Source organism: Micromonospora sp. NPDC049089 (assembly GCF_040648775.1).
Classification (GTDB): domain Bacteria; phylum Actinomycetota; class Actinomycetes; order Mycobacteriales; family Micromonosporaceae; genus Micromonospora.
In genome coordinates this window covers 1-24211 of sequence record NZ_JBEZEH010000006.1, presented here as the reverse complement: position 1 = coordinate 24211, position 24211 = coordinate 1, and the positions used below count along the sequence as shown (strand labels likewise).

At 71.2% G+C, this 24211-nt stretch carries 21 protein-coding genes, 2 tRNA genes and 1 pseudogene; 8 read left to right on the top strand and 16 right to left on the bottom strand.

The window, feature by feature from the left end:
- Nucleotides 1–64 precede the first annotated feature (64 nt).
- Nucleotides 65–613, top strand: coding sequence for a SigE family RNA polymerase sigma factor (locus AB0B48_RS02400; protein ID WP_357194735.1), 549 nt, complete (start codon nucleotides 65–67; stop codon nucleotides 611–613).
- Complete coding sequence (locus AB0B48_RS02395) at nucleotides 610–1803, top strand: hypothetical protein (protein WP_357194732.1); 1194 nt, start codon at nucleotides 610–612, stop codon at nucleotides 1801–1803. Before AB0B48_RS02400 ends, AB0B48_RS02395 begins: the two co-directional genes overlap by 4 nt.
- A gap of 49 nt (nucleotides 1804–1852) precedes the next feature.
- Here the strand turns inward: AB0B48_RS02395 and AB0B48_RS02390 are convergent, their stop codons facing one another.
- From AB0B48_RS02390 to AB0B48_RS02365, 6 genes are all read right to left on the bottom strand, one after another.
- Nucleotides 1853–2755, bottom strand: coding sequence for a sulfurtransferase (locus AB0B48_RS02390; RefSeq protein WP_357194729.1), 903 nt, complete (start codon nucleotides 2753–2755; stop codon nucleotides 1853–1855).
- A gap of 19 nt (nucleotides 2756–2774) precedes the next feature.
- Nucleotides 2775–3221, bottom strand: a complete 447-nt coding sequence (locus AB0B48_RS02385; protein WP_357194726.1) for a hypothetical protein — start codon at nucleotides 3219–3221, stop codon at nucleotides 2775–2777.
- Nucleotides 3222–3223: 2 nt separating this feature from the next.
- A complete protein-coding gene (locus AB0B48_RS02380) occupies nucleotides 3224–3991 on the bottom strand; it encodes an SGNH/GDSL hydrolase family protein (protein ID WP_357194723.1) in 768 nt (255 codons plus the stop codon).
- Between the two features lie 176 nt (nucleotides 3992–4167).
- Nucleotides 4168–5310 carry a hypothetical protein gene (locus AB0B48_RS02375; RefSeq protein ID WP_357194720.1) on the bottom strand — a complete coding sequence of 381 codons (1143 nt, stop codon included), beginning with the start codon at nucleotides 5308–5310 and terminating at the stop codon, nucleotides 4168–4170.
- 229 nt (nucleotides 5311–5539) lie between these two features.
- The gene (locus tag AB0B48_RS02370) at nucleotides 5540–6712 is read right to left on the bottom strand and encodes a hypothetical protein (protein ID WP_357194717.1); all 1173 of its coding nucleotides are present in this window, start codon (nucleotides 6710–6712) and stop codon (nucleotides 5540–5542) included.
- Nucleotides 6709–7239, bottom strand: coding sequence for a SigE family RNA polymerase sigma factor (locus AB0B48_RS02365; RefSeq protein WP_357194714.1), 531 nt, complete (start codon nucleotides 7237–7239; stop codon nucleotides 6709–6711). The genes AB0B48_RS02370 and AB0B48_RS02365 overlap by 4 nt, the downstream gene beginning before the upstream one ends.
- Before the next feature lie 141 nt (nucleotides 7240–7380).
- Here AB0B48_RS02365 and AB0B48_RS02360 point away from each other — a divergent pair, with 141 nt between their 5' ends.
- From AB0B48_RS02360 to AB0B48_RS02345, 4 genes are read left to right on the top strand one after another with little or no spacing between them, the layout of a single operon-like run.
- Nucleotides 7381–9150 (top strand): proline--tRNA ligase, encoded by a 1770-nt coding sequence (locus AB0B48_RS02360; RefSeq protein ID WP_357194711.1) that lies wholly within the window; start codon nucleotides 7381–7383, stop codon nucleotides 9148–9150.
- 57 nt (nucleotides 9151–9207) lie between these two features.
- The gene (locus tag AB0B48_RS02355; RefSeq protein WP_354945799.1) at nucleotides 9208–9633 is read left to right on the top strand and encodes a CBS domain-containing protein; all 426 of its coding nucleotides are present in this window, start codon (nucleotides 9208–9210) and stop codon (nucleotides 9631–9633) included.
- 35 nt (nucleotides 9634–9668) lie between these two features.
- The gene (locus tag AB0B48_RS02350; RefSeq protein ID WP_357194707.1) at nucleotides 9669–10097 is read left to right on the top strand and encodes a SufE family protein; all 429 of its coding nucleotides are present in this window, start codon (nucleotides 9669–9671) and stop codon (nucleotides 10095–10097) included.
- A 20-nt stretch (nucleotides 10098–10117) separates the two neighbouring features.
- On the top strand, nucleotides 10118–10759 hold the full coding sequence (locus tag AB0B48_RS02345) for a DsbA family oxidoreductase (RefSeq protein WP_357194704.1): 642 nt from the start codon (nucleotides 10118–10120) through the stop codon (nucleotides 10757–10759).
- A gap of 74 nt (nucleotides 10760–10833) precedes the next feature.
- Here AB0B48_RS02345 and AB0B48_RS02340 read toward each other — a convergent pair whose 3' ends face one another.
- The 5 genes and pseudogenes from AB0B48_RS02340 to AB0B48_RS02320 form a co-directional block, all read right to left on the bottom strand.
- Entirely contained in the window at nucleotides 10834–11382 is a 549-nt protein-coding gene (locus tag AB0B48_RS02340; protein ID WP_357194822.1) for a YbaK/EbsC family protein, read from the bottom strand.
- Nucleotides 11383–11477: 95 nt separating this feature from the next.
- A complete protein-coding gene (locus tag AB0B48_RS02335; RefSeq protein ID WP_030331904.1) occupies nucleotides 11478–11672 on the bottom strand; it encodes a hypothetical protein in 195 nt (64 codons plus the stop codon).
- A gap of 91 nt (nucleotides 11673–11763) precedes the next feature.
- Nucleotides 11764–12417, bottom strand: coding sequence for a GAP family protein (locus AB0B48_RS02330; RefSeq protein WP_357194701.1), 654 nt, complete (start codon nucleotides 12415–12417; stop codon nucleotides 11764–11766).
- Between the two features lie 51 nt (nucleotides 12418–12468).
- Nucleotides 12469–13857, bottom strand: a complete 1389-nt coding sequence (locus tag AB0B48_RS02325; protein WP_357194698.1) for an MFS transporter — start codon at nucleotides 13855–13857, stop codon at nucleotides 12469–12471.
- 59 nt (nucleotides 13858–13916) lie between these two features.
- A pseudogene (locus AB0B48_RS02320) lies at nucleotides 13917–14233 on the bottom strand (hypothetical protein).
- A gap of 162 nt (nucleotides 14234–14395) precedes the next feature.
- On the opposite strand from AB0B48_RS02320, the gene AB0B48_RS02315 reads away from it, so the two are divergent.
- Nucleotides 14396–18841, top strand: a complete 4446-nt coding sequence (locus AB0B48_RS02315; protein ID WP_357194819.1) for an HAD-IC family P-type ATPase — start codon at nucleotides 14396–14398, stop codon at nucleotides 18839–18841.
- A 349-nt stretch (nucleotides 18842–19190) separates the two neighbouring features.
- A complete protein-coding gene (locus tag AB0B48_RS02310) occupies nucleotides 19191–19952 on the top strand; it encodes a hypothetical protein (RefSeq protein WP_357194695.1) in 762 nt (253 codons plus the stop codon).
- A gap of 93 nt (nucleotides 19953–20045) precedes the next feature.
- Here the strand turns inward: AB0B48_RS02310 and AB0B48_RS02305 are convergent.
- From AB0B48_RS02305 to gyrA, 5 genes are all read right to left on the bottom strand, one after another.
- Nucleotides 20046–20121, bottom strand: a tRNA-Ala gene (locus tag AB0B48_RS02305).
- 33 nt (nucleotides 20122–20154) lie between these two features.
- Entirely contained in the window at nucleotides 20155–20283 is a 129-nt protein-coding gene (locus AB0B48_RS02300) for a DLW-39 family protein (RefSeq protein WP_209444550.1), read from the bottom strand.
- 42 nt (nucleotides 20284–20325) lie between these two features.
- A tRNA-Ile gene (locus AB0B48_RS02295) sits at nucleotides 20326–20399 on the bottom strand.
- A 151-nt stretch (nucleotides 20400–20550) separates the two neighbouring features.
- The gene (locus AB0B48_RS02290; protein WP_357194692.1) at nucleotides 20551–21471 is read right to left on the bottom strand and encodes a DUF3566 domain-containing protein; all 921 of its coding nucleotides are present in this window, start codon (nucleotides 21469–21471) and stop codon (nucleotides 20551–20553) included.
- A 4-nt stretch (nucleotides 21472–21475) separates the two neighbouring features.
- On the bottom strand, nucleotides 21476–23998 hold the full coding sequence (gene gyrA / locus AB0B48_RS02285; protein WP_357194689.1) for a DNA gyrase subunit A: 2523 nt from the start codon (nucleotides 23996–23998) through the stop codon (nucleotides 21476–21478).
- Nucleotides 23999–24211: the final 213 nt, after the last annotated feature.

Here is a 24211-nt window from a genome sequence, read left to right as displayed (position 1 = left end):
CTTTTCCCACCTCCCGTGCGTCTGCCAGTTGACGCGTACAGCGCGACGGCCGGGAGGGGGGCGGATGGCGCCGCCGAGGGACGACGGACGCGACGGCTACCTCGCCTTCGTGGAGAACCACCAGCACCGGCTGCTCCGCGCGGCCTACCTGATCTGCGGCAACCAGCATCAGGCCGAGGACCTCCTCCAGGACGCGCTGCTGAAGCTGGCGCTGCGCTGGTCCTCGGTCCGCAACGGCGACCCCTCCGCGTACGTGCGGGCCATCCTCTATCGCGACTCGGTGTCGTGGTGGCGTCGCCGACGGCGGGAATGGCTCAGCGCCGCACCGCCGGACCAGGTAGCCCACGACCGTGACGGCGCGTTACGGCTGACGATGCACGACGCGCTGGGCCTGCTGCCACCACGGCAGCGGGCCGTGCTGGTGTTGCGCTACTACGAGGATCTGACCGAGGTCGCCACCGCCGAGGCGCTCGGGGTGACCGTCGGCACCGTGAAGAGCCAGTGCCACGCGGCGCTGCGCCGACTCCGCGAGGTCGCCCCGGACCTCGCCCGCGATGCCCGACCGAGCCAGGGCTCGGCCGATCTGGCCAGCGGCTTGGAGGTGAACCCGTGAACGAGCAGGAACTGCGCCAACTGCTGACCGTCAGCGTCGAGGACGTGCTCCCCAGCCAGCCGGCCGCCGCCGGATGGGAGCGAGCTCGGCGTACCCGGCGTAACCGGCGGGCCGTCGGAGTGGTCGCCCTGGCCGTGCTCCTTGTCGGCGGTGGCACTGTCGCGGCGCTACGACCGCCCGCTGATCCGGCGCCGGTCCCACCGGTCGGCCCGACGGTGACCCCGACCGCCGATCCCACCCACGGTGATCCGGTGCAGCGACCGCCCGCAGACCTGACCTACCCGCCCGATCCGTTGGCGAAGCTCGGTGCCCCGGCGACGGTGCCGCTCTCCGAGCGACCGGTCCAGCGGGCACTGGCACTGTTCCAGCCGCTTGACGAGGAGGGTCGCGAGGACGGTCCGGTCCGGGTGCTCGGCAACGACGGCGTGGTGCGCAGCCTCGACGTGGTGCCGCTGGCACCCACCCGGGACGCGAGCGGCAACGAGGCAGCGGCCCTCAAGCCGGGAGTGCTGTCGCCGGACGGCCGGTCGGCCGCGTTCGCGCAGACCAAAGAGCTGATCATGATCGACCTCACCACGGCGGCCGTCCGCCGGATACCGCTCGACGGCTACCTGGAGCAGGTGGTGTGGGCGCACGACCGGGTGCTGGTCGGGGGCGACGACCGGACGTACGCGGTGGACCTCACCACCAGGGCGGCCAGCACGATCGACGTCTCGACCTGGGAGTTGATCGCGCCCGACCCGGCCGCCGGCCGCGAGGCCCCGTTGATCGACATTTACGGCGAGGGGACCAGCCTGAAACTACGCAGCCGGACCGCCCGGGAGGGTGAACTCCGCTCCGAACAGCCGATCAACGCCTCGGCGTTGCCGTCGCCCTACCAGGTCAACGAGTTCTACGGCCGGGGCTGGCTGCACGGCGAGCGGCTGGCCCGGGCAGCCTGGATCACCAGCGGCGAGATCAGTGGCGCCGAGGGAGCGGCGGTGCTGGACGCGCGGACCGGCACCGTGCTCCACCTGCTCGACCTGGGCCGGGAGCGCGGCAAGGGCTGCTGCGAGGTGCTGGGCTGGGACAACAGGGGAGCGGTGCTGCTCCGACTGGAACCGGCCGCCCTGGCGCGCTGGTATCCGGAGACCGGCGAGATCACCGGAATCGTCCGCGACCTGCGCGGCGTGATCGCACTGGCCAGCTGAACACCGTCCCCGCGCGACATCGACTGTCACGCGGGGACGGTCGTGCCGCTCAGACGGCCAGGCCGCCGGGCTGGTCACCCTTGACCACTGGTGCCCGGACCAGGTTGCCCCACTCGGTCCACGAGCCGTCGTAGTTGCGCACCTGCGGGTAGCCCAACAGGTGCCGCAGCACGAACCAGGTGTGGCTGGACCGCTCGCCGATCCGGCAGTACGCGATCACATCGTCGTCCGGGCTCAGCCCGAGCTGGTCGGCGTAGATCACCTTCAGCTCGTCGGCCGACTTGAACGTGCCGTCTTCGTTGGCGGCGGACTTCCACGGCTTGCTGACCGCGCCCGGGATGTGCCCACCGCGCAGTGCACCCTCCTGCGGGTAGTCCGGCATGTGCAGCATCTCGCCCGTGTACTCACCCGGCGACCGCACGTCGACGAGTGGCCGGCCGGACGCGACGTGCGCCATAACCTGCTCCCGGAAGGCCCGCAGCGGGGCGTCGTCACGCAACGGCACCGGATAGTCGGCGCGCGGGCGAGCCGGCTTGTCGCGGGTCACCTCGCGCCCCTCGGCGATCCACTTCTGCCGGCCGCCGTCGAGCAGTCGCACATCGGCGTGGCCGAAGAGCGAGAAGACCCAGAGGGCGTACGCGGCCCACCAGTTGAAGTTGTCGCCGTAGAAGACGACGGTGTCGCCCCGGCCGATGCCCTTCGCGGCGCACATCTCGGCGAAGCTCGTGGCGTCCAGGTAGTCCCGGGTCACCTGATCGTTCAGCTCCAGGTGCCAGTCGACCTTGACCGCACCGGGAATGTGACCGGATTCGTAGAGCAGCACGTCCTCGTCGGACTCGACGACGACGAGGCCCTCATCGCCCAGATGCTCGGCCAGCCACTCGGTGGTGACCAGCCGCTGCGGGTCCGCGTACGACTGGAGGCGGGGATCGGGATCGTTCGGCACAGACATGATCCCCAAGGTACGCCGTTCAGGCGCGACGGTGGGCTATCCGACCAGCGACGACTGTCACCAGGCAGGTGCCGTCGAGGCCGTGCACCGCGAGGTCGGCCCGCCCGCCCGGACGCAGCGTCGGCGCCACGGCGGTGGCCAGCACCAGCAGGTCGCCGCGCTCGGCGGCGGCCCGCAGGGCAGGGTCGGTCAGGTGTTCCGCCAGCACCGCCGTCACCCCGGTACGCAGCAGCGCGTGCACCCGCTCACGCGGGGTCGGAGCGGGCGGCAGCGGACCGTCGTGCAGCAGACCCGGCCCCAGCGAGCCGGGCCAGCGGCGAACCCGGGCGTTGGCGTACGCCGAACTCAGCTCGGCCAGTGGGCCGACGGCCTCGATCCGGTCGCCACTGACCAGCACGGCGTGGTCGGGCAACGGCTCGCCGTCCGGGTCACGGCGCAGCAGGGCCGCCGTGTGCACTGTGAGCATGATCAGTCGACGAGCGGGCCGAGTTGTGGGCGCTTCGCCGTCACAGTGTCGCCGGACGACCGACCGGTCAACCGCCGCTTCACCCACGGGGCGAGGTACTGACCGGCCCACCGCAGGTCGGAAGCGCGGGCGGCCAGCCATGGTGACGGCGCCGGGTGCGGCGGAACCATCAGCCACTCCTCGTCGCAACCAACCCCGAGGGCGTTCAGCACCTGCCCGGCGACCCGGCGATGCCCGGCCGGGGAGAGGTGCAGCCGGTCGGTGCTCCAGAGCATGGGGTTGAGGAACGTGTCGTCGGCGTACAGGTCGACCATGATGGCGCCGTGCCGCTCGGCGGTTTCACCGACCGCCTGATTGAGCAGCTGCACCCGGGGGGCGACGAGGCGTTGGCCGGGCAACCGGGCCATCACGTCAGCGAACCGGAAGAGGAGCACGTCCGCTCCACCCGAGCGTAGTTGCCGGACCACCTCGTCGAAGCGGGCGACCAGCGTGTCCGGGTCGAAGGTGCGCCGCAGCACGTCGTTGCCACCGGCCGCGAAACTGATCAGGTCCGGCTTCATCGCCACGGCGGAGGGCACCTGCTCGGCGACCACGCTGGGGAAGAGCCGGCCCCGGATGGCCAGGTTCGCGTACCGGAAGTCGGGCCCCGCGTCGGCGGCGAGCCGGGTCGCCACCAGGTCCGCCCAGCCTCGGAAAGTGCCGTCCGGGTACGCGTCGTCCATACCCTCGGTGAAGCTGTCCCCGACCGCGACAAAACTGCCCCAGCGCACCCGCGCCTCCCTCACGCCACCCGTTGCCTGCGGCGACCAGTCTGTCACCGCAGCAACGCCCGGCACCGCCCCGAATCCACTACGTGTCGGAGGTCATTGCGCGGACGACGACGGGCGGAACCGGCCACCCCCGTGAGTGGCCGGTCCCTCATACCCGGTGACGCTGCACCGGGAGCTCAGCCCAGCAGACCACCCCACGGCTGGCCGGCGGGCACCGACGCGGTGGCCAGCACCCGGCCACTGGCGGTGTAACGGACCAGCCGGTACGCCGGCGCGCCGTCCGACGGTGTTCCCGCGTTGACCTGCACCACCAGACCGCCGTCGGCCATGACGAGCCCGTCGATGGCTTGGCCGTGCCCGGTCGGCTGCTTCCAGGCCGGGTCCAAGGGCGCCAGCTCGGTGACGGCCCCGCTGGCGGCGTCGAGCCGGTAGTTGCGGAACCGCCAGGCGCAGCCACATCCGCCAGGGCTGGTCGTGTGGGCGCTGATCACCAGCGTCTGGCCGTTGCCGGAGATCGCCGCCACCCCACCAATGACGAGGCCGGCGGGGAGGCGTGGGCTGATCGCACGTCGGACGCCTCGCTCGTCCCCGATCGCCACGGTCTGCGCGCCGACCTGGGCGATCCATCCGCCGGACACCGTCGGGCACTTCGGGTGGTGGGTGGCGAGCACCTTCTGCCCGGTCCCGTCGGCGTTGACCGCGATGAGCGTCAGCTCCTTCTCCCGCCCCAGGCCGTACAGCACCCGCCCGGAGTCGAGCCAGCTCGGCGCGCAGGTCTGCTGACCCTGGGTCGGGATGACGTGCCGATTCGTGCCGTCGAACGCGCTGATCACCAGCCGGCGGGCGGACCCTTCCATCCAGGCCGCCCGTCGGCCGTCCGGCGAGACGGCGAGCGGGCCGTTGAGGGCTTTGCCGTTCTCGGGACGGCCCGAACGCACCACCTGCCACGTCCCGGCAGCGGTACGCCGCCAGATCCGGGCCGGGTCGTTCTGCTTCTGGCCTGACTCCTCGGCGGTGTACCAGGTCAGCTGCGGCCACTGCGTCGAACCGACCGCCGGCCGGGCCGGCGCGACGGCCGGGGCCGCGTCCGGCACGGAGCCGCCAGTGCCGGCGGCCGGGGTGTCACCGGTCGCGAGAACGGCGGTGGCGGTGGCGGTGGCGGTGGCGGTTTCGGTCGGAGCGGGAGTGGTCTTCGGGTCGGCGGTACCGCAGGCCGCAGCGCCGAACGTCAGCAGCAGCAGTGCGGCCATACCGGCGAGCGCGCCGGAGCGGCGGGCCGAGGCGGGACGGGTGGTGTGGGTGAACGGGCCGAGGTTCATCGTGTCAATCCTTTGTGGAGGCTTCCCGTGCCTGACACCACCCAAGACGAGCGCCTGGCCGTGGCGAGTTGCCGTCGTGGCGCGCTACTACCGGACAGTCGGATCCGCTCGCACCGGCAACCTTTTCCGCGGTTCACCGACCGTGATCAACACCCGGCCCATCGGCCGGTGCGCAGACGCAGAATGGGCGGGCCACCCGAGGGTGACCCGCCCATCTCGCGCCGATCGGTCAGTCGACGACGGCCAGGATCTGCATGTCCTTCAGGCTCGCCGGCTCGGCGGTCTCGGAGATCTTCCTGCCGTCCTCGTCCACCAACAGCACCGCGTACCCGTTGCTGGTCTTGACCCGCACGACCATCGAACCGTCCGACTGGAAGTAGGCCTGATGCAGCGTGCGCCCACCCAACGGCAACGAGACCTGCTTGCCCGTACGGGTGTCCAGCACCACGTTGACCCGCAGATCGCGAGCCACGTCGCCGGCATCCCCCTCCGGCTTGTGCCGCAGCAGCGCGACCAGCGAGCCATCCGGGGCGAGACTGACGACCTCGTCGGTTTGCCATCCGTCCCGGGAGAAGCCGGGGACGACTCGCTTCTTCGTGCCATCCGGACCGTAGAGCGTGACCCCATAGTCAGTGGCCATGGCGATGGTCTGGCCGTCCGCCGACCAGAAGGCGCTGCAGGCCCTCGTTTCAGTGGTCCACCAACGCACGGTCTTTTTCGCCGAGTGCGTGTCCAACATGCCGTACCGACCGGGACCCAGCTCTGCTATCTCGCGGAACAGCAACTGCCGCCGGTCCGGCGACCATGCCGCGCCGACGCAATACGCATCGACACTCGAGCGGATTGCTTGCCTGTCGGAGCCGTCGGCGTCGGAGACGAAAAGGTCGTTGTTGCTGTCCACCCAAGCAACCCGGTGGCCGTCCGACGAGACGCTCATCTTGCCCTTGAACGCGATATCGGGCAGTGCGAGAAGCCGTGTCGTACTGCCGCCAGGGGTCCAGGATCGCAGGTTCGCGGTCTTCACCCGGGACACATCAGCGGGGCCGTAGAAGAGCTTGCCGAACTGCACGGACGGGGTGTTCGTGCTGGACCCGCCGCTGGGCGGGGCGCCAGGCGTGTCGCCGGCGCTGCCGGACGGCGTCGGGGTGGGCGTCGGAGTCGGCGACGGCGTCGCGGTGACCGACGGGGTGTCAGCCGGCAGCGGGGGCGGGGACTGGTCCGACCGGATGGCGAAGGCGGTGCCGGCCGCTGCGGCGATCAGCACCAGCGCGGCGGCCGACGTGGCAACCGCCCGTTGGATACCGAGCCGACGGGACGTACGCAGGGTCCGGTCCCGCAGGTCGACCGAGGTGACCTCGTCGGCCAGGGCGGTCAGGTCGAGCCGAAGGCGCTGGTCGTTCATTGGGTACTCCCTTCCAGGACGTACAGCTCGGCGAGTTCGGGCGCGACGGCGCGCAGCCTGGCCAGTGATTTGGCCGTCTGGCTCTTCACGGTGCCGATCGTGACGCCGAGCAGGTCCGCCGCCTCAGCCTCGGTGCGGTCCTCGAAGAACCGCAGCACCAGCACGGCACGTTGCTTCGGGGAGAGCTTCGCCAGTGCCGCCCGCAGGGTGAGCCGCAGACTGGTCTGGTGGGCGTGGTCCGGGGCCGAGTCGCCTCCGCGTGGCTCGGGCAGATCGCCCGGCATCGACTCGGGTACCCGGCGCCGTCGCCACCAGGACACCTGTAGGTGGTACATGGTCTTGCGGGTGTACGCCTCGGCGTTGCCGCTGTGGTGCAGGCGGTTCCAGGAGCGGTGGGTCCGGGCCAGGGCCGACTGGACGAGGTCCTCGGCCAGGTGCTGGTCGCCGGTGAGCAGGTAGGCCGAGCGCAGTAACGCTGGGGTGCGGGCACGGACGAACGAGTCGAACTCACTCAGCAGAGGGTCCACACGGGCCAATCCTTCAGGTCGAGGTACGAGGGCTTGGTGTCATTGCAGACGCGAGCAACGGCGTCGATGGTTGCCGGCGTCGGGTCCGGTTCGGATCGAAATGGATCGCTCATCCTGCCGTACCGGCCGTAGGCTGCGCGGATGCTGCTACGCATGTCGACCCTGTTGCTGCGGACCCTGCGCGAGGATCCGGCCGACGCGGAGGTGCCGAGTCATCGGCTGCTGCTGCGCGCCGGCTACATCCGTCGTGCCGCACCGGGCGGCTACACCTGGCTGCCGCTGGGCAAGCTGGTGCTGGATCGGATCACCGACGTCGTACGCGCCGAGCTGATCGCGATCGGCGACCAGGAGGTGCACTTTCCGGCGCTGCTGCCCGCCGAGCCGTACCGCACCAGCGGCCGGTGGACGGAGTACGGCGACGACATCTTCACCCTCGCCGACCGGCGCGGTGCCGAGCACCTGTTGGCGCCCACCCACGAGGAGATGGCGGCGCTGCTGGTCAAGGACCTGTTCAGCTCGTACCGGGACTTCCCGGTGACGCTGTTCCAGGTGCAGACGAAGTTCCGCGACGAGGCGCGGCCGCGGGCCGGGTTGCTGCGCGGCCGGGAGTTCCTGATGAAGGACGCGTACTCCTTCGACCTGGACGAAGCGGGGCTGCGGAAGGCGTACGGGCGGCATCGTGCCGCGTACCAGCGGATCTTCGATCGGTTGGGGCTGGACTACACGGTGGTGCGGGCGATGTCCGGCGCGATGGGCGGCTCCGCGTCGGAGGAGTTCCTGGCGGCGACGCCGGTCGGCGAGGACACGTTCGTCGGCTGCACCTCCTGCGACTTCGCGGCGAACACCGAGGCGGTGGCCACCCGGGTGCCGAGCGCCGGTGACCCGAGCGCGCAGCCGGCGGTCGAGGTGCACGACACTCCGGAGACTCCGACCATCGCGAGCCTGGTGGAGTTGGCCAACGCGCGCCGGTTGGGCGGTCGGGACGGCTGGACCGCCGCCGACACCCTGAAGAACGTCGTGTTGTCCGTGCGTCAGCCGGGTGCCGACCGGGCCGAACTCCTGGTCGTCGGGCTGCCCGGTGACCGGGAGGTCGACCTGAAGCGGGTGGGCGCCGCACTGCACCCGGCACAGGTGGCCGTCTTCGAGGAGTGGGCCGAGCATCCGGAGCTTGTTCGCGGCTACCTCGGGCCGCAACTGCTCGACAAGCTGGGCATCCGCTACCTGGTCGACCCTCGGGTGGTGACCGGTTCTGCCTGGCTGACCGGGGCGAACGAGCCGGGCCGACACGCGACCGACGTGGTGTGCGGACGGGACTTCACCCCCGACGGCACCATCGAGGCGGCCGACGTCCGCGCCGGCGACCCCTGCCCCGCGTGCGAGGCGGGCGAGCTGACCATCCGGCGGGGCATCGAGATCGGGCACATCTTCCAGCTCGGTCGCCGCTTCACCGACGCCTTCGCCGTCGACGTGCTCGGGCCGGCCGGCAAGCCGGTCCGGCCGACAATGGGCTGCTACGGCATCGGAGTCTCCCGGGCGGTGGCGGCCGTCGCCGAGCAGCACCACGACGACCGGGGACTGGTCTGGCCGGCAGCGATCGCGCCGTGTGACGTACACCTGGTGGTTGCGGGCAAGGGCCCGCAGCTCGACGCGGCGCTGGAGCTCGGCGGGCGTCTGGCCGCCGCCGGCCTGCGGGTGCTCGTCGACGACCGCACGCACGTCTCGGCCGGGGTCAAGTTCACCGACGCCGAGCTGATCGGCATCCCCCGGGCCGTCGTGGTCGGCCGCCGGCTCGCCGAGGGGTACGTCGAGCTGCGCGAGCGGGCCGGCGGCGAGCGCATCGAGCTGCCGCTGACCGGTCTGGTGGATCGACTCGTCGACGAGGTACGGCGGGAACGTGCAAACCTGGTGTAGCGACGGCGTCACGGGGTAGTGCAGTCGGATCGGGTGGATACGTCTTCGGAGGCTCTCATGACCGGTTACCGGGTCAGCGACGTGATGACCAAGCAGGTCGTGTACCTGCCGGTGGAGACCACCCTGGACGAGGCGGCCAGGGTGATGAAGGAGGCCGACATCGGTGATGTGGTGGTCACCGACGGCGCCAGCCTCGCCGGCATGCTCACCGACCGGGACATCGTGGTGCGGGCCGTGGCGGAGAACAGCTCCCCCGCGGCCACCACCATCGGCTCGATCGTCACCCGAGAGGTCGTCATGATCGAGCAGCACTGCACGGCGGGTGAGGCGGCGGCGCTCATGCGGGATCGGGGCATCCGACGGGTGCTGGTCTGTGACAGTGACCGCAAGCTGGTGGGGATCGTCTCGCTCGGCGACCTGGCCATGCAGCTCGACCCCACCAGCGCGCTCAGCGAGATCAGCGAGCAGTCACCGACGGTGTGAGCGGGGCCCCGGCATGACGGCGGTAGCCTCGACGCATGGCTGACATGCCGGCCCGACTGGCCGAGATCGTCGACGAGTTCGCCGCCGCGCCGCGCGACCTGGTGCTGGAGATGCTCCTGGAGTACGCGGACGTCATCCCGGCGCTGCCGGAGGGCGCTGCGGAGCGCGAGGGCATGGAGCAGGTGCCCGAGTGTCAGACGGCGTTCTTCCTGCGGGCGAAGGTGACCGCGGAGGGCACGGTGGAGACGCTCTTCGACTGCCCTCCGGAAGCGCCCACCACCCGGGCGTTCGCCGGGATCCTCGCCGAGGGGCTGGCGGGGGCGAGCGCCGAGCAGGTGCTGGCCGTGCCGGACGACCTCTATCAGCGGATGGGGCTGGCCCAGGCGATCAGCCCGCTACGAGTCCGTGGCGGCACCGCGATCCTGGGCCGCCTCAAGCGGCAGATCCGGGAACAACTCGGCTGACCTCGGGGTTGCCACCGAGCATGGAGATCGAGATCTACGCGGACGTCATCTGCCCGTGGTGCTACATCGGCAAGCGCCGCCTGGATGAGGCCCTCGCCAGCTACGACGGCGAGGTGACGGTCCGTTACCGGCCTTTCCAGCTCGACCCGTCGCCGGTGCCGCAGCCCCTGCCACTGGTGCAGGCACTGGCCGGGAAGTTCGGCGGCCCGGAGCGCGCCCGGCAGATGGTCGACCACGTGACCCAGGTCGCGGCGGCCGACGGGTTGCGGCTCGACTACGACCGCGCGGTGATCGCCAACACCTTCGACGCGCACCGCCTCGTCTCGTGGGCGACCGACCAGGGCCGGGCGGCCGAGATGGTGGAGGCGCTCTACCAGGCGCACTTCAACAACGCTGTCGACGTCGGCTCGCGGGAGGAGCTGGCCACGCTGGCCGGCGAGATCGGCCTCGACGCGGCCGACGCGCGCCGGTTCCTCGACTCCGACGAGCGCGTCGCCGACGTCGCCGACGCACTGGCCACCGCCCGGGACCTGGGCATCACCAGCGTGCCGACCTTCGTGCTGGCCGGGAAGTACGCGGTCTCCGGCGCGCAGGACGTGCAGACATTGCTCGCCGCGTTCACCGAGGTCGAGCAGCGAGAGTCCGCAGCGCACTCACACTGAGTCACCAACGGCCGGGCGTCCGGCATCGATGATCACGATGTTTCACGTGCAACAACATCGATGCCGATGCCTGGTCAGGCCGGCCTGGCCAGCCCCTCCACCACCTGGGCTCCCGGCAGCGCGCCCAACGCCGGCCCCGGCAGCGCTATCTTGCTGTGCCGAACGCCGGAGCCGACGATCACGTGCGGTGTGGCGATGACCCGCGAGTCCACCAGGATCGGCCACTGCGCCGGCAGCCCGATCGGGGTGATGCCGCCGTACTCCATGCCGGTCAACTCGACAGCGTCGTCCATCGGGGCGAAGCTCGCCTTGCGGACGTCCAGCGCCCGGCGGGCCACCCCGTTCACGTCGGCCCGAGTGGTGGCCAGGACGATGCACGCCGCGTAGCGCACCACTCCCTCGCGCTTGCCCGCCACCACGACACAGTTGGCCGACACGTCCAACCCCACCTCGTACGCCGCGCAGAACGCCGCGGTGTCGGCGAGGTCGGCGTCGATCGGCGCGACCAGCACGTCGTTGACGTCCACCGGAGCGTCGGCCGGCCACTGCGCGATGGCCTCCGCGACCGGCGGGGCGAGCAGATCCAGGCGGGCGCGGGCCGGTTCGGTCTTCAGCGTTCCCATCACGGGTGCGATCCTCGCATCCGCGACGCTGAACCGCCCAGCGGCTCCCCGGCCCCCCGGCGACGCCACCGGCCGGGGTCGGATCGATCCGGCGCTCAACTGCCGGCGAGGAACGCGTTGTCGCGCATGAAGGAGCGGTCGCGGGCAGCGGCCAGCTCCTCCTCGCGCTGGGCCTTGGCCCGTTGCAGCTCCAGATCCTCGAACGCGTGCCGGACACCCAGCCGGATCACGCCGTAGAGGAAGACGAAGCCGAAGACGTAGAGGATCACAGTGGTGACGACAGCGAACATGGCGTCACGGTAAGACGAACATGAACCGTTGTTGCTCTCATTTCCGGCCGGTTCCCCCGTACGTGTTCGCGAGCCTCTTGAGCAGTCTGGTTCACCCCGACCGGATCAGGTCCAACACGGTGAGCAGCGCGAAGAACGCGATCACGATCTCGTTGACGATCCAGGCGTGCCCCTCGGCCCAACCCCGCATCCGGGTCAGCACCCGTGAGGCCCTGCTCCCCAACAGCAGCAACGCCAGCAGAGGCAGCGCGAGCAGGAGCACGGTGAGCAGCACGAACGGCACCAGGTGCCACCACGGCAGATCATGTCGGGCCACGCTCGCCCCGACGGTTGCCATGGTCAGGTCGTCGGTCGGCGTCGCCACGAAGAGCAGCGCACCCAGCCGCAGCGCCTGCGGCGGACCGGCACGCTCGATGCTCCCCAACCAGCGCGGCGGTCCGGAGCGGCCCCGGCGGACCCAGATCAGCACGGCCAGGCACACCAGCAGGGCCAGCACGACGAGGTCGATGGCGGGGCCGCGATCAACCCTTCCGGCGACTGCGCTGGCGTCGGCCGCCACTCCACCGACCAGTTTGGCCACCAGCCAGGCCGCAGTCACCCCGGCGGCGACCACCAGCCCCGCGCCGGCGAGGAAGCCCAGCGACGCCGCCCGGGGCCGATCCGACGAGGCGAGGAAGACCGCCACCACCAACTGCGTCCCGGCGACCATGACCACGGCGAGCGGCAGAATGGTCAGGAGGTTCATCGCCCGCCATCTTTCCGGCACGAGCAGGTGGGACGCTGCCGAATCCGCTGATCACCCGGCCGGTCGCACACCCCCGCCCACCACGACCCGGCCGGCCAGCAGCGCCCCGAGCAGCGCCAGCCCCGCGGTGACCACGAGCGTCGTCGTGTAGCTGGCCGGGCCCGGCGCATTTCCTGCTGCCAACACGGCCCCGGTCAGCGCGAGCACTGTCGCCGCGAAGAGGGAGTCGCTCAGTTGCAGCGACGAGCTGTTGCGGCCCTGCTCACCCGGCGCGGACAACTCCAGGGTGAGCACCGACAACGGCGGGTAGAGCAACCCCATGCCCAGGCCGGCGATCGCCCAACCGAGCACGGCGACGGCCACCGGAAGCTCGGGCCGGACGGCCAGCGCCACGGTCGCGGTGCCGACGGTGATGCAGCTCAACCCGGCTCGCGGCAGACTGGCCCGCGACGCCGGCACCGGGATCCGGCCCTGCAACCAGGAGCCCGCCGACCAAGCCAGCGCGCCGACCGTGAGGACCAGCCCGGCCGCGGTCGGCGAGAGACCTCGTTCCCGGGAGAGCATCAGCGGGATCACCACCTCGCTGCCGACGAAGGCCGCCGACGCCAGGCCACGCAGCCCCACGACGGTGGGCAGCCCTCGTGCGGCCCGAAGGAACCCGGCCGGCAGCAGGCGCGGTGCACAGACCAGCAGGCCGACCACGGCGGACGCGACAAGAACCAGGGCCGTGGCGCCGCGCTGCTGTCCCCCGATGTGCAGCAGTGCGGCACTCACCGCGGCCCCGCACGCCCAACCGATCCGTGCCGCCGCACCCGCCGGCGGGCTCGTCGCCGCACTCCGGCCCAGCGACCGAAGGCCGGGATGAATCAGCAGCCCCGCCGGCACCGCCACCGCCGGCACCGCCAGGAAGACCCACCGCCAGCCCAGGTGCTGCACGATCAGGCCGGCAACCGCCGGCCCGACCAGCGACGGTACGACCCACGCCGCCGCGAACGCCGCGAAGATCCGCCGGTGCAGGTCCGGCGGGTACGCCTGCCCGACGATCACGTACAGCGCCACCGAGAGCAGCCCGGAGCCGAAACCCTGCACGACCCGCCCGACGACCAGCGCGCTCATCACGGGGGCGGTCCCGGCGATCAGCAACCCGACCACGAACCAGGCGACGCCGTGCCACATCGGCCCCCTGGGCCCCCGCGCGTCGCACCAGATGCCGGAGACCACCATGGCCAGCACACCGGTGGCGAACGGGCCGCCGAACGCGATCCCGTAGAGCGCCAGCCCGTCCAGGCTGCGCGCGACGGTGGGCATCGCCGTGCCGACCGCCAACGCCTCGAACGCGAGGAGTGAGATCAGCGCGACGCTGCCCACCGTCATCGCGCGCAGTCGGGGTGCGAAGAGTCCCGGTGCGGCGGGTGTGGCGGTGACGGCTGTGCTCGGCATCGACCGAGCATGCGACTTCAACCCTGATTCATGTCAACCGCCCGGTGACCCGGCTCTCGTCAGGCGTCCTCCAGCGCCTCCCCGAGACCGCGCACCAGTCCGGAAAAATGCTGGTCTGCCAGCACGTGACCAGCAGTGATCACCACAGCGATCGGCCACTCGATGACCTGTAGCGCGGCGAGCACTCCGAGCCCGGCGTAGTAGACGACCTTGTCCGGTGGTGGCACCGCCACCTCACCCAGCATCGGCAGTTGCACCCGCCGGTTGTACATCGTGACGTTCTCCCGTGAACCGTTGAGATGTCGCGTCAGCGTGCTCATGCCGGCCTCCCCATGTCCGGTGATGGTCGTCGGGTTCCACGGCCCATCCCGTCCATGCGCCTGCGACGGCGGAAAATTCCGCCACTCAGGGGGCATAACGGATGGCAGGTCGGGAAGCCAGGCCGCCGGACGTCAGTGCGGTGGGAGGACGACATGGCCAAGGTCAGGACGAGCGGCAACAGGGAGCCGGGCCGGCGCCCGTCCAGCCGTACGCCTCGATGACGGCGGCGGGTCGCACTGCCGGCCGCATCCTGCCGTCCTTCGGCGTGCCGCACCTGGTCGGCGAGGCGTCCCGGTCGGTCAGTTCGGCCGCGGTCCGGCTGGCCCGGTCGGCCGGACTGACGCGGCGTCGCGTCTGGTCCCGGCCGGGCCGGCACCACATCGAGGTGCACGGCGTCTGCCAGGACGGTGGCAACCGGCTGGCCCGTCAGGTGGAGGGCGCGCTGGAGCAGATGCCCGGCGTGGCCTGGGCCCGGGTCAACGCACCCTCCGGCCGGGTGGTGGTCGCCGTTCAGACCCCCGAGCCGACGTTGCGGGACCTGATCGCCACCATCGACCGCGTCGAGCGGACCTGCGACCACGAACCCGACCCGGAGATCCCACCCCCGCACCCACCGGAGGAAGGGCCGCGCACTCCGCGCACCCTCGGCGCGCTCGCCTCGGACGCACTGGGCCTGACCATCTCGGCGGCCACCCGGATCCTGCCGTTCGCGCCGCTGCCCGGTGAGGTGGCCGGCCTGCTCTCCGCAGTGGATCTTCAGCCGAAGCTGCACGGGATACTCGGCAGACGGCTGCGCTCCGACCCGCGCGCCGACATCCTGTTTCCGCTGGCCGAGGCGGTAGTGCAGGGCTTGACCGGCCGCTGGACGGGCATCGTCCTGGACGGCGCCCAGCGGGTCGTGCAGTGGGGTGAGGACCGGGCCCAACTCTCCGCCTGGGAGAAGGCCGAACCACGGCTGACCGGAGACGCCGAACGGGCCACCGCCCGCTGGCCGGTGATCGAACGTCCGAGGCCGAAGCCGGACGGCCCGATCGAGCGGTACATCAACCGCATGCTCGCCGCCGGTGCGGCCGCAGGTGCGGCGGCGGTGCCGTTCGCCGGGCCGAAGCGGGCCACCGCGCTGGGACTGTCCGCACTGCCGAAGGCCCCGGGCAGCGGTCGTGAGGGGTACGCGGCTCAGCTTGGCCGGATACTGGCCCGGCGTGGTGTGATCGCGATGGACCGGAGTGTGCTGCGCGAACTGGACCGGATCGACACGCTCGTGCTCGACGCCGCCGTGCTCGGCTCGGACCGGGGCGTCCTGGCCGATCTGGCACCGGCCCCTGACGCCGATGTCGACCAGGTGGCCGAGCGGGCCTTCGCGTTGTTCGACCCGGACGACCCGTCCGCTTCCCGTACGGCGGACGGCTGGCGGCTCGGGCCGCTGGACCGGATGCCCGCGAACAACCTGGACGACATCCCGGACGCGGCCCGGCTGCGCTCCGCCGGCGGCCAACTCCTCGGCCTCGCCCACGGCGACCGGCTCGCCGCCCTGTTGCGGGTCGAGCCGGAACCCGCGCCCGGCGTTGACGGCCTGCCCTCGGCCGCCCGACATGCCGGCCTGCGGCTGGTCGTCGCCGGCGGCGACGAGCAGCGGTACGGATTCGCCGACGCGATACTCCCCGGCGGGGACCAGTTGGCCGAGTCGGTACGCGCGTTGCAGCGCGACGGCGCTGTGGTGATGCTGGTTTCCGCGGACCGCAAGGCACTCGGCGCGTCCGACTGCGGTCTCGGGTTCGCCGCACCGGAGGAGCTGCCGCCGTGGGGTGCGCACCTGCTGGTCGGTGCCGACCTGCGGGTGGTGGCGCTGGTGATCGAGGCGACCGGGGTGGCCCGGCGCACGGCTCAGCAGAACATCCGGCTGGCCATGGCCGGCACCGGTCTCGGGGCGCTCGGCGCGTTCACGGCCCCACCGACCCAACTGCCGCACCGGGCGCTCGTCGCTGTCAACGGCGCGGCCGGGCTGGCCTTCGCCAACGGCGTCTGGCAGGCCCGCCGGTTGCACGACCAGTCGGACACCCCGGCACCCGTGGCGACCGCCTGGCACCTGATGCCGGCCGGCACCGTGCTCGACCACCTTCGCTCCACCCCGGACGGCCTGACCAGCGCCGAGGCGCAGCGCCGACGCCACGGTTCCGGTGACAACGGCGGCGGCGCCCCCGGAAGTGGTGGGCTGCTGCGTGCCTTCGTGGACGAGTTGTCCAACCCGCTCACGCCGGTGCTGGCCGCCGGGGCGGTGCTCTCCGCGTCGTTCGGCTCACTGGTCGACGCCGCGCTGGTGGGCAGCGTGGTCGGTGGGTCCGCCCTGATCGGCGCTGTGCACGAGCGCAACACGGAGAGGTCGCTGGCGGAGCTGCTGTCGCGGTCGGCGGTGACCGCCCGGGTCCGTCGGGACGGTGCCGAGCAGGTTCTCGCCGCCGAAGACCTTGTCCTCGGGGACGTCATCGCCCTCGAACCGGGCGACTCGGTGCCCGCCGACTGCCGGGTGCTCGAGTCGGTGGGACTGGAGGCCGACGAGTCGTCGCTGACCGGCGAGTCGCTGCCGGTCGCCAAGTCCAGCCGACCGGTGGTCGCCGCCGCCATCGCCGACCGACACTCGATGCTCTACGAGGGCACCACAGTGGCCGCCGGGCACGGTACCGCCGTGGTGGTGGCGACCGGCAACGACACCGAGGCGGGGCGCAGCCTGGCGTTGGTGCGGCAGGCACCCCCCACCAGTGGGGTGGAGGCTCGGCTGGGCGCGTTGACCAGCGCCGCCATCCCGTTGGCGGCCGGTTCCGCGGTGGCGGTGGCCGGCGCTGGCCTGCTTCGAGGCGTACCCCTGGCGGAAACGGCGGCGACCGCCGCGAACCTCGCCGTGGCGTCGGTGCCGGAGGGGCTGCCGTTCCTGGTCAGCGCGGCGCAGCTGGCCGCGGCCCGGCGGCTGGCCGAGCACGGCGCGCTGGTCCGCAACCCGCGCACCATCGAGGCGCTGGGCCGGGTGGACGTGCTCTGCTTCGACAAGACCGGCACCCTCACCGAGGGCCAGTTGCTGCTGGCCGGGATCGGCGACAGCGTCGGCGACCGGTACGCCCCGCTGGACCGGTTGGACGACCGGCTCCGGATGACGCTGGCCGCGGCGCTGCGGGCCACCCCGGCCGCGAAGAACCCGGAGGAGTTGGCGTTGCAGACCGACCGGGCGGTCCGTCGGGGCGCCGGGGAGGCCGGGGTGGTGGAGCAGACCGGCGCCGCCGGGTGGCGGGCCGCCGGAGGGCTGCCGTTCGAGCCGTCCCGCGGCTACCACGCGAGCGTCGGACAGACCGATGGTCACCTGTTGTTGAGCGTCAAGGGTGCTCCGGAGACGGTGCTGCCGCGCTGTTCGTCCCGACGCATGGACGGTCGTCAGGAGCCACTGGACGACGCCGGCCGCGCGGAGCTGGAGCGGATGCTCGCCGACCGGGCCGGTGCGGGAAACCGGATCCTCGCCGTCGCGGAGTGCCCGGTGAACGACCCGAAGGTGACCGACTCCGACGTCCGAGGGCTGACCTTCGTGGGCTTCCTGGCCCTGGCGGACGGCGTCCGGGAGAGTGCAGCCCCGGCGGTACGCCGGATCCGGCAGGCCGGCGTGCACACCATCATGATCACTGGTGATCACCCGGCCACCGCCGAGGCGATCGCCGCCACCATCAGTGAACACGACGAGCAGCGGGTGGTGACCGCCGCTGAACTCGACCAGCTGGACGACGACGCGCTCGCGGAACGGTTGGCCAACACCGACGTGGTGGCCCGCTGCACCCCTGCACACAAGGTGCGGATCATCCAGGCGTTGCAGAAGTGCGGACGGACCGTGGCGATGACCGGCGACGGCGCCAACGACGCCCCGGCGATCCGGCTGGCCGACGTCGGCATCGCCCTCGGCCAACGGGGCACCCCGGCCGCCCGCGCCGCAGCCGACCTGGTGGTCACCGACGACCGGCTGGAAACCATCATCGCCACCCTGATCGAAGGGCGGGCCATGTGGTCGTCGGTGCGGCACGCGCTCAGCATCCTGGTCGGCGGCAACCTCGGCGAGATCGCGTTCAGTGTGCTCACCGCTGCCGCGACCGGCCGTTCCGCGCTCACCGGACGACAACTCCTGCTGGTCAACCTGCTCACCGACCTGGCGCCGGCACTGGCCATCGCGGTCCGGCCACCCGCGTCCGACCGGACCGACGCGCTCCTCAAGGAGGGTCCGGACACGGCACTCGGCGAGAGCTTGACCAGGGAGATCGGCCTGCGGGCGGCAGCCACCACGCTGGGCGCCACCGCGGGCTGGACGTTGGCCCGCTACACCGGACGCCGCCAGCGGGCCGGCACTGTCGCGCTGGTTTCCCTGGTCGGCACCCAACTCGGGCAGACCATCCTGGCCGGCGGCACCAGCCCGACCGTGCTGGCCTCCACGGTGGCGTCACTGGGCGTCCTGGTCGTGGTGGTGCAGACCCCGGGGGTGAGCCAGTTCTTCGGCTGCACCCCGCTCGGACCGGTGGGCTGGACCATCGGGGCCGGGTCGGCGCTCGGCGCGACCTTTGCCAACGGCGCGCTCACCAAGCTGGTGGAACGCCTCCCGGAAACCTGTCCCAGGGCCGCCGGTGGCTCCGAAGGCTGACTGGCGGCGTTCGCAGCAAAGTGCGCGATGTCCCTGAGTCATCATGATGTCCCTGAGTCATCACGCTGACCAGAATGGGATCGCCCCCGACGGGCAGCGCCGTCACCCCAAAGCCCAGGGGCGCCTACGTGCAGGTACATGTCCCCATGGGCGCCAGCGGACTGGCGGCGTCGACCGCCTGCACCGATCCCCGACGCGGTGAAAATCTGCCACGGACGCGCGATGTGAGCCTTGCTCGGCGTTGCTAGCGTCGTGGCTACGTCTCGGGGCGAACAGGTAGGACGACGCGATGGCCAGCGGCGGAACTACAGCTAGCTTGGCGAATCGCCGTGCTCGCGCGCCGATGGTCGTGATCGGCAGCGTCGTGGCGTTGGCCGCCCTCATCGCGCTGGGGTACATGCTGGGTACCGACCCGCGGGTCGGGCACGGCGGGGACGTCATCCGCGTGGCGCTGGCTCCGGGAGCCTTTCTGGTGCTGTCCTGGCTCGTCCGCCTGGTGCAGTGGTGGGGTGCCGCTCGTGCTCCCGCGAGGCGCGCCATGGTGACCGCGCATCTGGCGCAGTCGCCGCAGCCGGGAAGCGCGGGGCGGGTCACCGCTGCGGCGCACGCCGTAAGCGCCGCCGGCGGGATCGACACCAGCCCCAAGGGATACTCCGTGTGGCTGACGGTGAGCGGCCGGGGCGGGGGCGGTGTCCTGCACCAACGTGTCGTCTGGGAACCGTGGTTGCGGGAGCTGACCAGGTCGCGTCAGGCTACGGTCCGGCACGGGCCCGGCGTCAGCGTGGTCGACGTGGCCGGGTACGGGCGGCTCTGGCCGGCGAGTTTCACGCTGCGCCGTCGTCCCTACGGGGTCAGACTCATTCCGTTCCGCAAGGCCCGGGGGCTGCCGAAGAGGACCAGCCTCTCGTACGGCCGTCTGGCCTATCTCTTTCTCGTGTTGCTCGTGCCCGGCCTGGCCGACGCCCTCGCCCACGGTATGTGGGCGCTGATCGGGTGGTGGGCGGCGTACCTCGTCGCCCTGATGGCCGCCACCGGAGCCTGGTTCGGCACCATCCCGCCCGGCGTGCGTTGGGAAGCAGCCCCTCGGGGCCACGCCCCGACGACCTCCTGACCACGGACGCGATCGAGCGAATTGAGGGCTTCGGTCCAGACCTCGACGCCGGCCCAACCGGGTCGCCGGCAGCAGGACTGAACAGGAAAGTGCTGGTGGAGCCCAGGGGACTCGAACCCCTAACCCCTGCCTTGCAAAGGCAGTGCTCTGCCAGTTGAGCTAGGGCCCCGCGAATTGCGCGACGATTGGCGCGGCGCGAGCGTCAGCGCAGGTCGGGCGCGGTGGTCGCCTCGTGCCACAGGGCACGCTCGTCGTTCGACGCCTTGATCTTGTTGAACACGACGGCGGCCACACCGACGACGCCAGCCAGAATCAGCAGCTTCTTGAACATGGGGCGACCCCTCGCGCTCGACTACCGTCGGACGACATGCGGTGGGGCTAGATGGAATCGAACCATCGACCTCAGAGTTATCAGCTCTGCGCTCTAACCGACTGAGCTATAGCCCCGCGTTGCGACGAGCAAGATTAACCCATCCGCTCCGCCGGCCCCAAATCGGGGGTCCGGCTTGCGAGCCAGGCCCGTCGCCGCCTGCAAAACCTACCCGGGTACGGGACGCCGGAGCGACCGCTTTCCGCGGTGCCCCGGCGTCCCGGTCGTTCAGTCCCGCTCGGCGAGGGTCAGCTCGATGCCGCCGACCAGGTCGGCGCAGACGTTGTAGACGAACGCGCCAAGGGTGGCCAGTGCGGTGAACAGCACCACATTGACCAGGCCGATCAGCGCCGAGCTGAGGATCACGCCCTTGGCGGTGATCTGGAAGCCGCTGGTGCTCTGCCCACCGCCGGCGTTGACCAGATCGCTCAGGCTCTCGTTGACGCTCTGGAACACACCCATCGCGTCCAGCGCCAGGTAGAGCACCGAGGTGGCCACCACCACGACGATGAAGAGCACCACCGACACCGCGAATGCGAACTTCATCACGGACCACGGGTCGATCCGCTTGAGGTTCAGCCGGGCCCGTCGCGGTCCGCGGGAGGCGGCCGAACTGACCGACGTACGCGCCGCACGCACCGCGTCACCGACGCGGGCTGCGCCGACGGCGGACGCGTTGCCGATCCCCGGTGGCAGGCCACCGCCGCTGGCCGGGCGGCCGGCGGCGGCGGTGGCGGTCGCCCGCCCCGCGTCCGGCTGTGGCTGGGTCATCCCGGGTGTGATCCGCGGCTGGGTGCCGGTGGACCCGCTTGACGCCGCCTGACCGGGCCGGAGACCGATCGGCTGGGTGGTCGTCGGACGTGCCGGGGGTGCCGCCGCCGGACCCGGAGGATTGGCGGCGGCCGACGTCGGCGCCTCGGCGCTGGACGCCTCGGTCTTGTCGCCGGACTCGCCGTCCTCGCCCGGTTGCTCCGGCGGGGGTGTCATACCTGGAGCCCTGGTGAACTTCGGGGCAGGCGCGTCGGCGGGGACCGTCGCCCGGCCCACGGCCGCGCGGCCGGTCGCTGGTGTGCCGCCCTTGGCGGCCTCCTCGTCGACCGGTTTGGCCGAGGTCCCCGTGTTCCCCGACTTCGCCTGTGTCTCCGTCATTCAACTAGTCCTGTTCGTCAGGCTCGTCGGCATTGCGAGCAATCGCCACGATAGTCACGCCGTCCGGGAGGTCCATCAGCTTGACCCCCATTGTGTTCCGGTCACGTGTACGCCGTACAGGCTTCACCGGAGTCCGAATGACACCACCGTTGCTGGTGATCGCAAACAGCTCGTCGTCCGGATCGATCACCACAGCGCCAACCAGACCACCGCGCCGTTCGGTGATCTTTGCAGTCAACACGCCCTTACCTCCCCGGCCCTGCACCGGGTATTCCTCGATCGGGGTCCGCTTCGCGTATCCCCCGTTCGTGGCCACCAGAACGTCCAGACCATCCCGCACGACCTCCATGGCGAGCAGGACGTCGTCGTCCGTGAAGCGCATGCCGATCACACCGGAGGTGGCCCGGCCCATTGGCCGCAACGCCTCGTCCGAGGCGTTGAACCGGATCGCCTGTGCCTTCTTGGAGACCAGCAGCAGGTCGTTCTCCGGCGCTACCAGCGCAGCACCGACCAGCTCGTCCTCATCGCGCAGGTTGATCGCGATGATGCCGCCGGAACGGTTGGAGTCGAACTCCTCGAGCCGCGTCTTCTTCACCAGGCCGTTCTTCGTGGCCAGTACCAGATAGGGGGCTACCTGGTAGTTCGGGATCTCAATGATCTGCGCGATCTGCTCGTCGGGTAGGAAGGCGAGCAGATTGGCCACGTGTTGGCCCTTGGCTACCCTACTGGCCTCCGGCAACTCGTACGCCTTGGCCCGGTAGACGCGGCCCTTGTTCGTGAAGAACAGGATCCAGTCGTGGGTCGAGCAGACGAAGAAGTGGCTGACGATGTCGTCCTGCCGCAGCGTGGCGCCGCTGACGCCCTTGCCGCCGCGCCGCTGCGAGCGGTACAGATCGACCTTGGTCCGCTTGGCGTACCCGGTGCGGGTGATCGTGACGACCACGTCCTCGCGGGCGATGAGGTCCTCCATCGAGACCTCGCCGTCGAACGGGATGATCTGCGTCCGGCGGTCGTCGCCCCACTTGGAGACGATCTCGCCCAGTTCCTCCGAGACGATCTTCCGCTGCCGCTCGGGCTTGGCGAGGATGTCCTTGAGGTCGGCGATCTCGATCTCGAGCTTCGCCAGGTCGTCGATGATCCGCTGCCGCTCCAGGGCGGCGAGCCGGCGCAGCTGCATGTCCAGGATCGCGGTCGCCTGGATCTCGTCGATCTCCAGCAGCCGGATCAGGCCCTGTCGGGCGTCGTCCACCGTCGGAGAGCGCCGGATCAGGGCGATCACCTCGTCCAGCGCGTCCAGCGCCTTGCCCAGGCCCCGCAGGATGTGTGCCCGCTCCTCGGCCTTGCGCAGCCGGTACGCGGTCCGCCGGCGGATCACGTCGATCTGGTGCTCGACGTAGTAGCGGATGAACTGGGCCAGGTTGAGCGTGCGCGGCACCCCGTCGACCAGGGCCAGCATGTTGGCGCCGAAGGTCTCCTGGAGCTGGGTGTGCTTGTAGAGGTTGTTCAGCACGACCTTGGCGACCGCGTCGCGCTTGAGCACCAGGACGATGCGCATGCCGGTACGACCGGAGGACTCGTCGCGGATGTCGGCGATCCCGGCGAGCTTGCCCTCCTTGATCAGCTCGGCGATCCGCTCGGCGAGGTTGTCCGGGTTGACCTGGTAGGGCAACTCGCTGACGACCAGGCAGGGGCGGCCCCGCTTGTCCTCCTCGACCTCCACCACGGCGCGCATCCGGATCGAGCCGCGACCGGTGCGGTACGCGTCCTGGATCGCGGTGGTGCCGACGATCAGGCCGTAGGTGGGGAAGTCCGGGCCCTTGACGATGCCGAGCAGAGCTTCGAGGGTGGTCTCCTCGTCCTCCTCCGGGTGCTCCAGGCACCACTGGACCGCCGCGCCGATCTCCCGCAGGTTGTGCGGGGGGATCTTGGTGGCCATGCCGACCGCGATGCCCTCGGAGCCGTTCACCAACAGGTTGGGGATCCGCGACGGCAGGATGGTGGGCTCCTTGGCCCGGCCGTCGTAGTTGTCCTGGAGGTCGACGGTGTCCTCGTCGATGTCCCGCAGCATCTCCATGGCGAGGGGGTCGAGCTTGCACTCGGTGTATCGCATGGCGGCGGCCGGGTCGTTACCCGGCGAGCCGAAGTTGCCGTTGCCGTCGACCAGCGGGTAGCGCAGCGACCAGGGCTGCGCCATCCGGACCAACGCGTCGTAGATCGCCGAGTCGCCGTGCGGGTGGAACTGACCCATCACGTCACCGACGACGCGGGAGCACTTCACGTAGCCGCGGTCCGGGCGGTAGCCAGAGTCGAACATCGCGTAGAGGATCTTGCGGTGGACCGGCTTGAGGCCGTCCCGGACGTCCGGCAGCGCGCGACCGACGATGACGCTCATCGCGTAGTCGAGGTAGGAGCGCTGCATCTCCACCTCGAGCCCGACCGGTTCGATCCGGTCGTGCGCGACCACCGCGGCGATGGCCTCGGCGGGAACCTCTGGCTCGTTCGGTGTGGACTCGGGCGAATCAGTCACTGTGTACCCTTATCAGACTCAGAGTCGTTTTCGTGCTGTGGATAACGGCTGTGGATACCGGCCAAGCTGTGGATAACTCTGTGGACCGGGGGGGCGGGGGCGCGGCTGCCCCCCCCGGCCCGGCCCCCCCCGCCTTAAACACGGACCCCCCCGGCCGGGGCGTGGGCGGGGGGTTAGACCCGCGCGCCGCGCCGCCCACCCCCCACCAAAAAC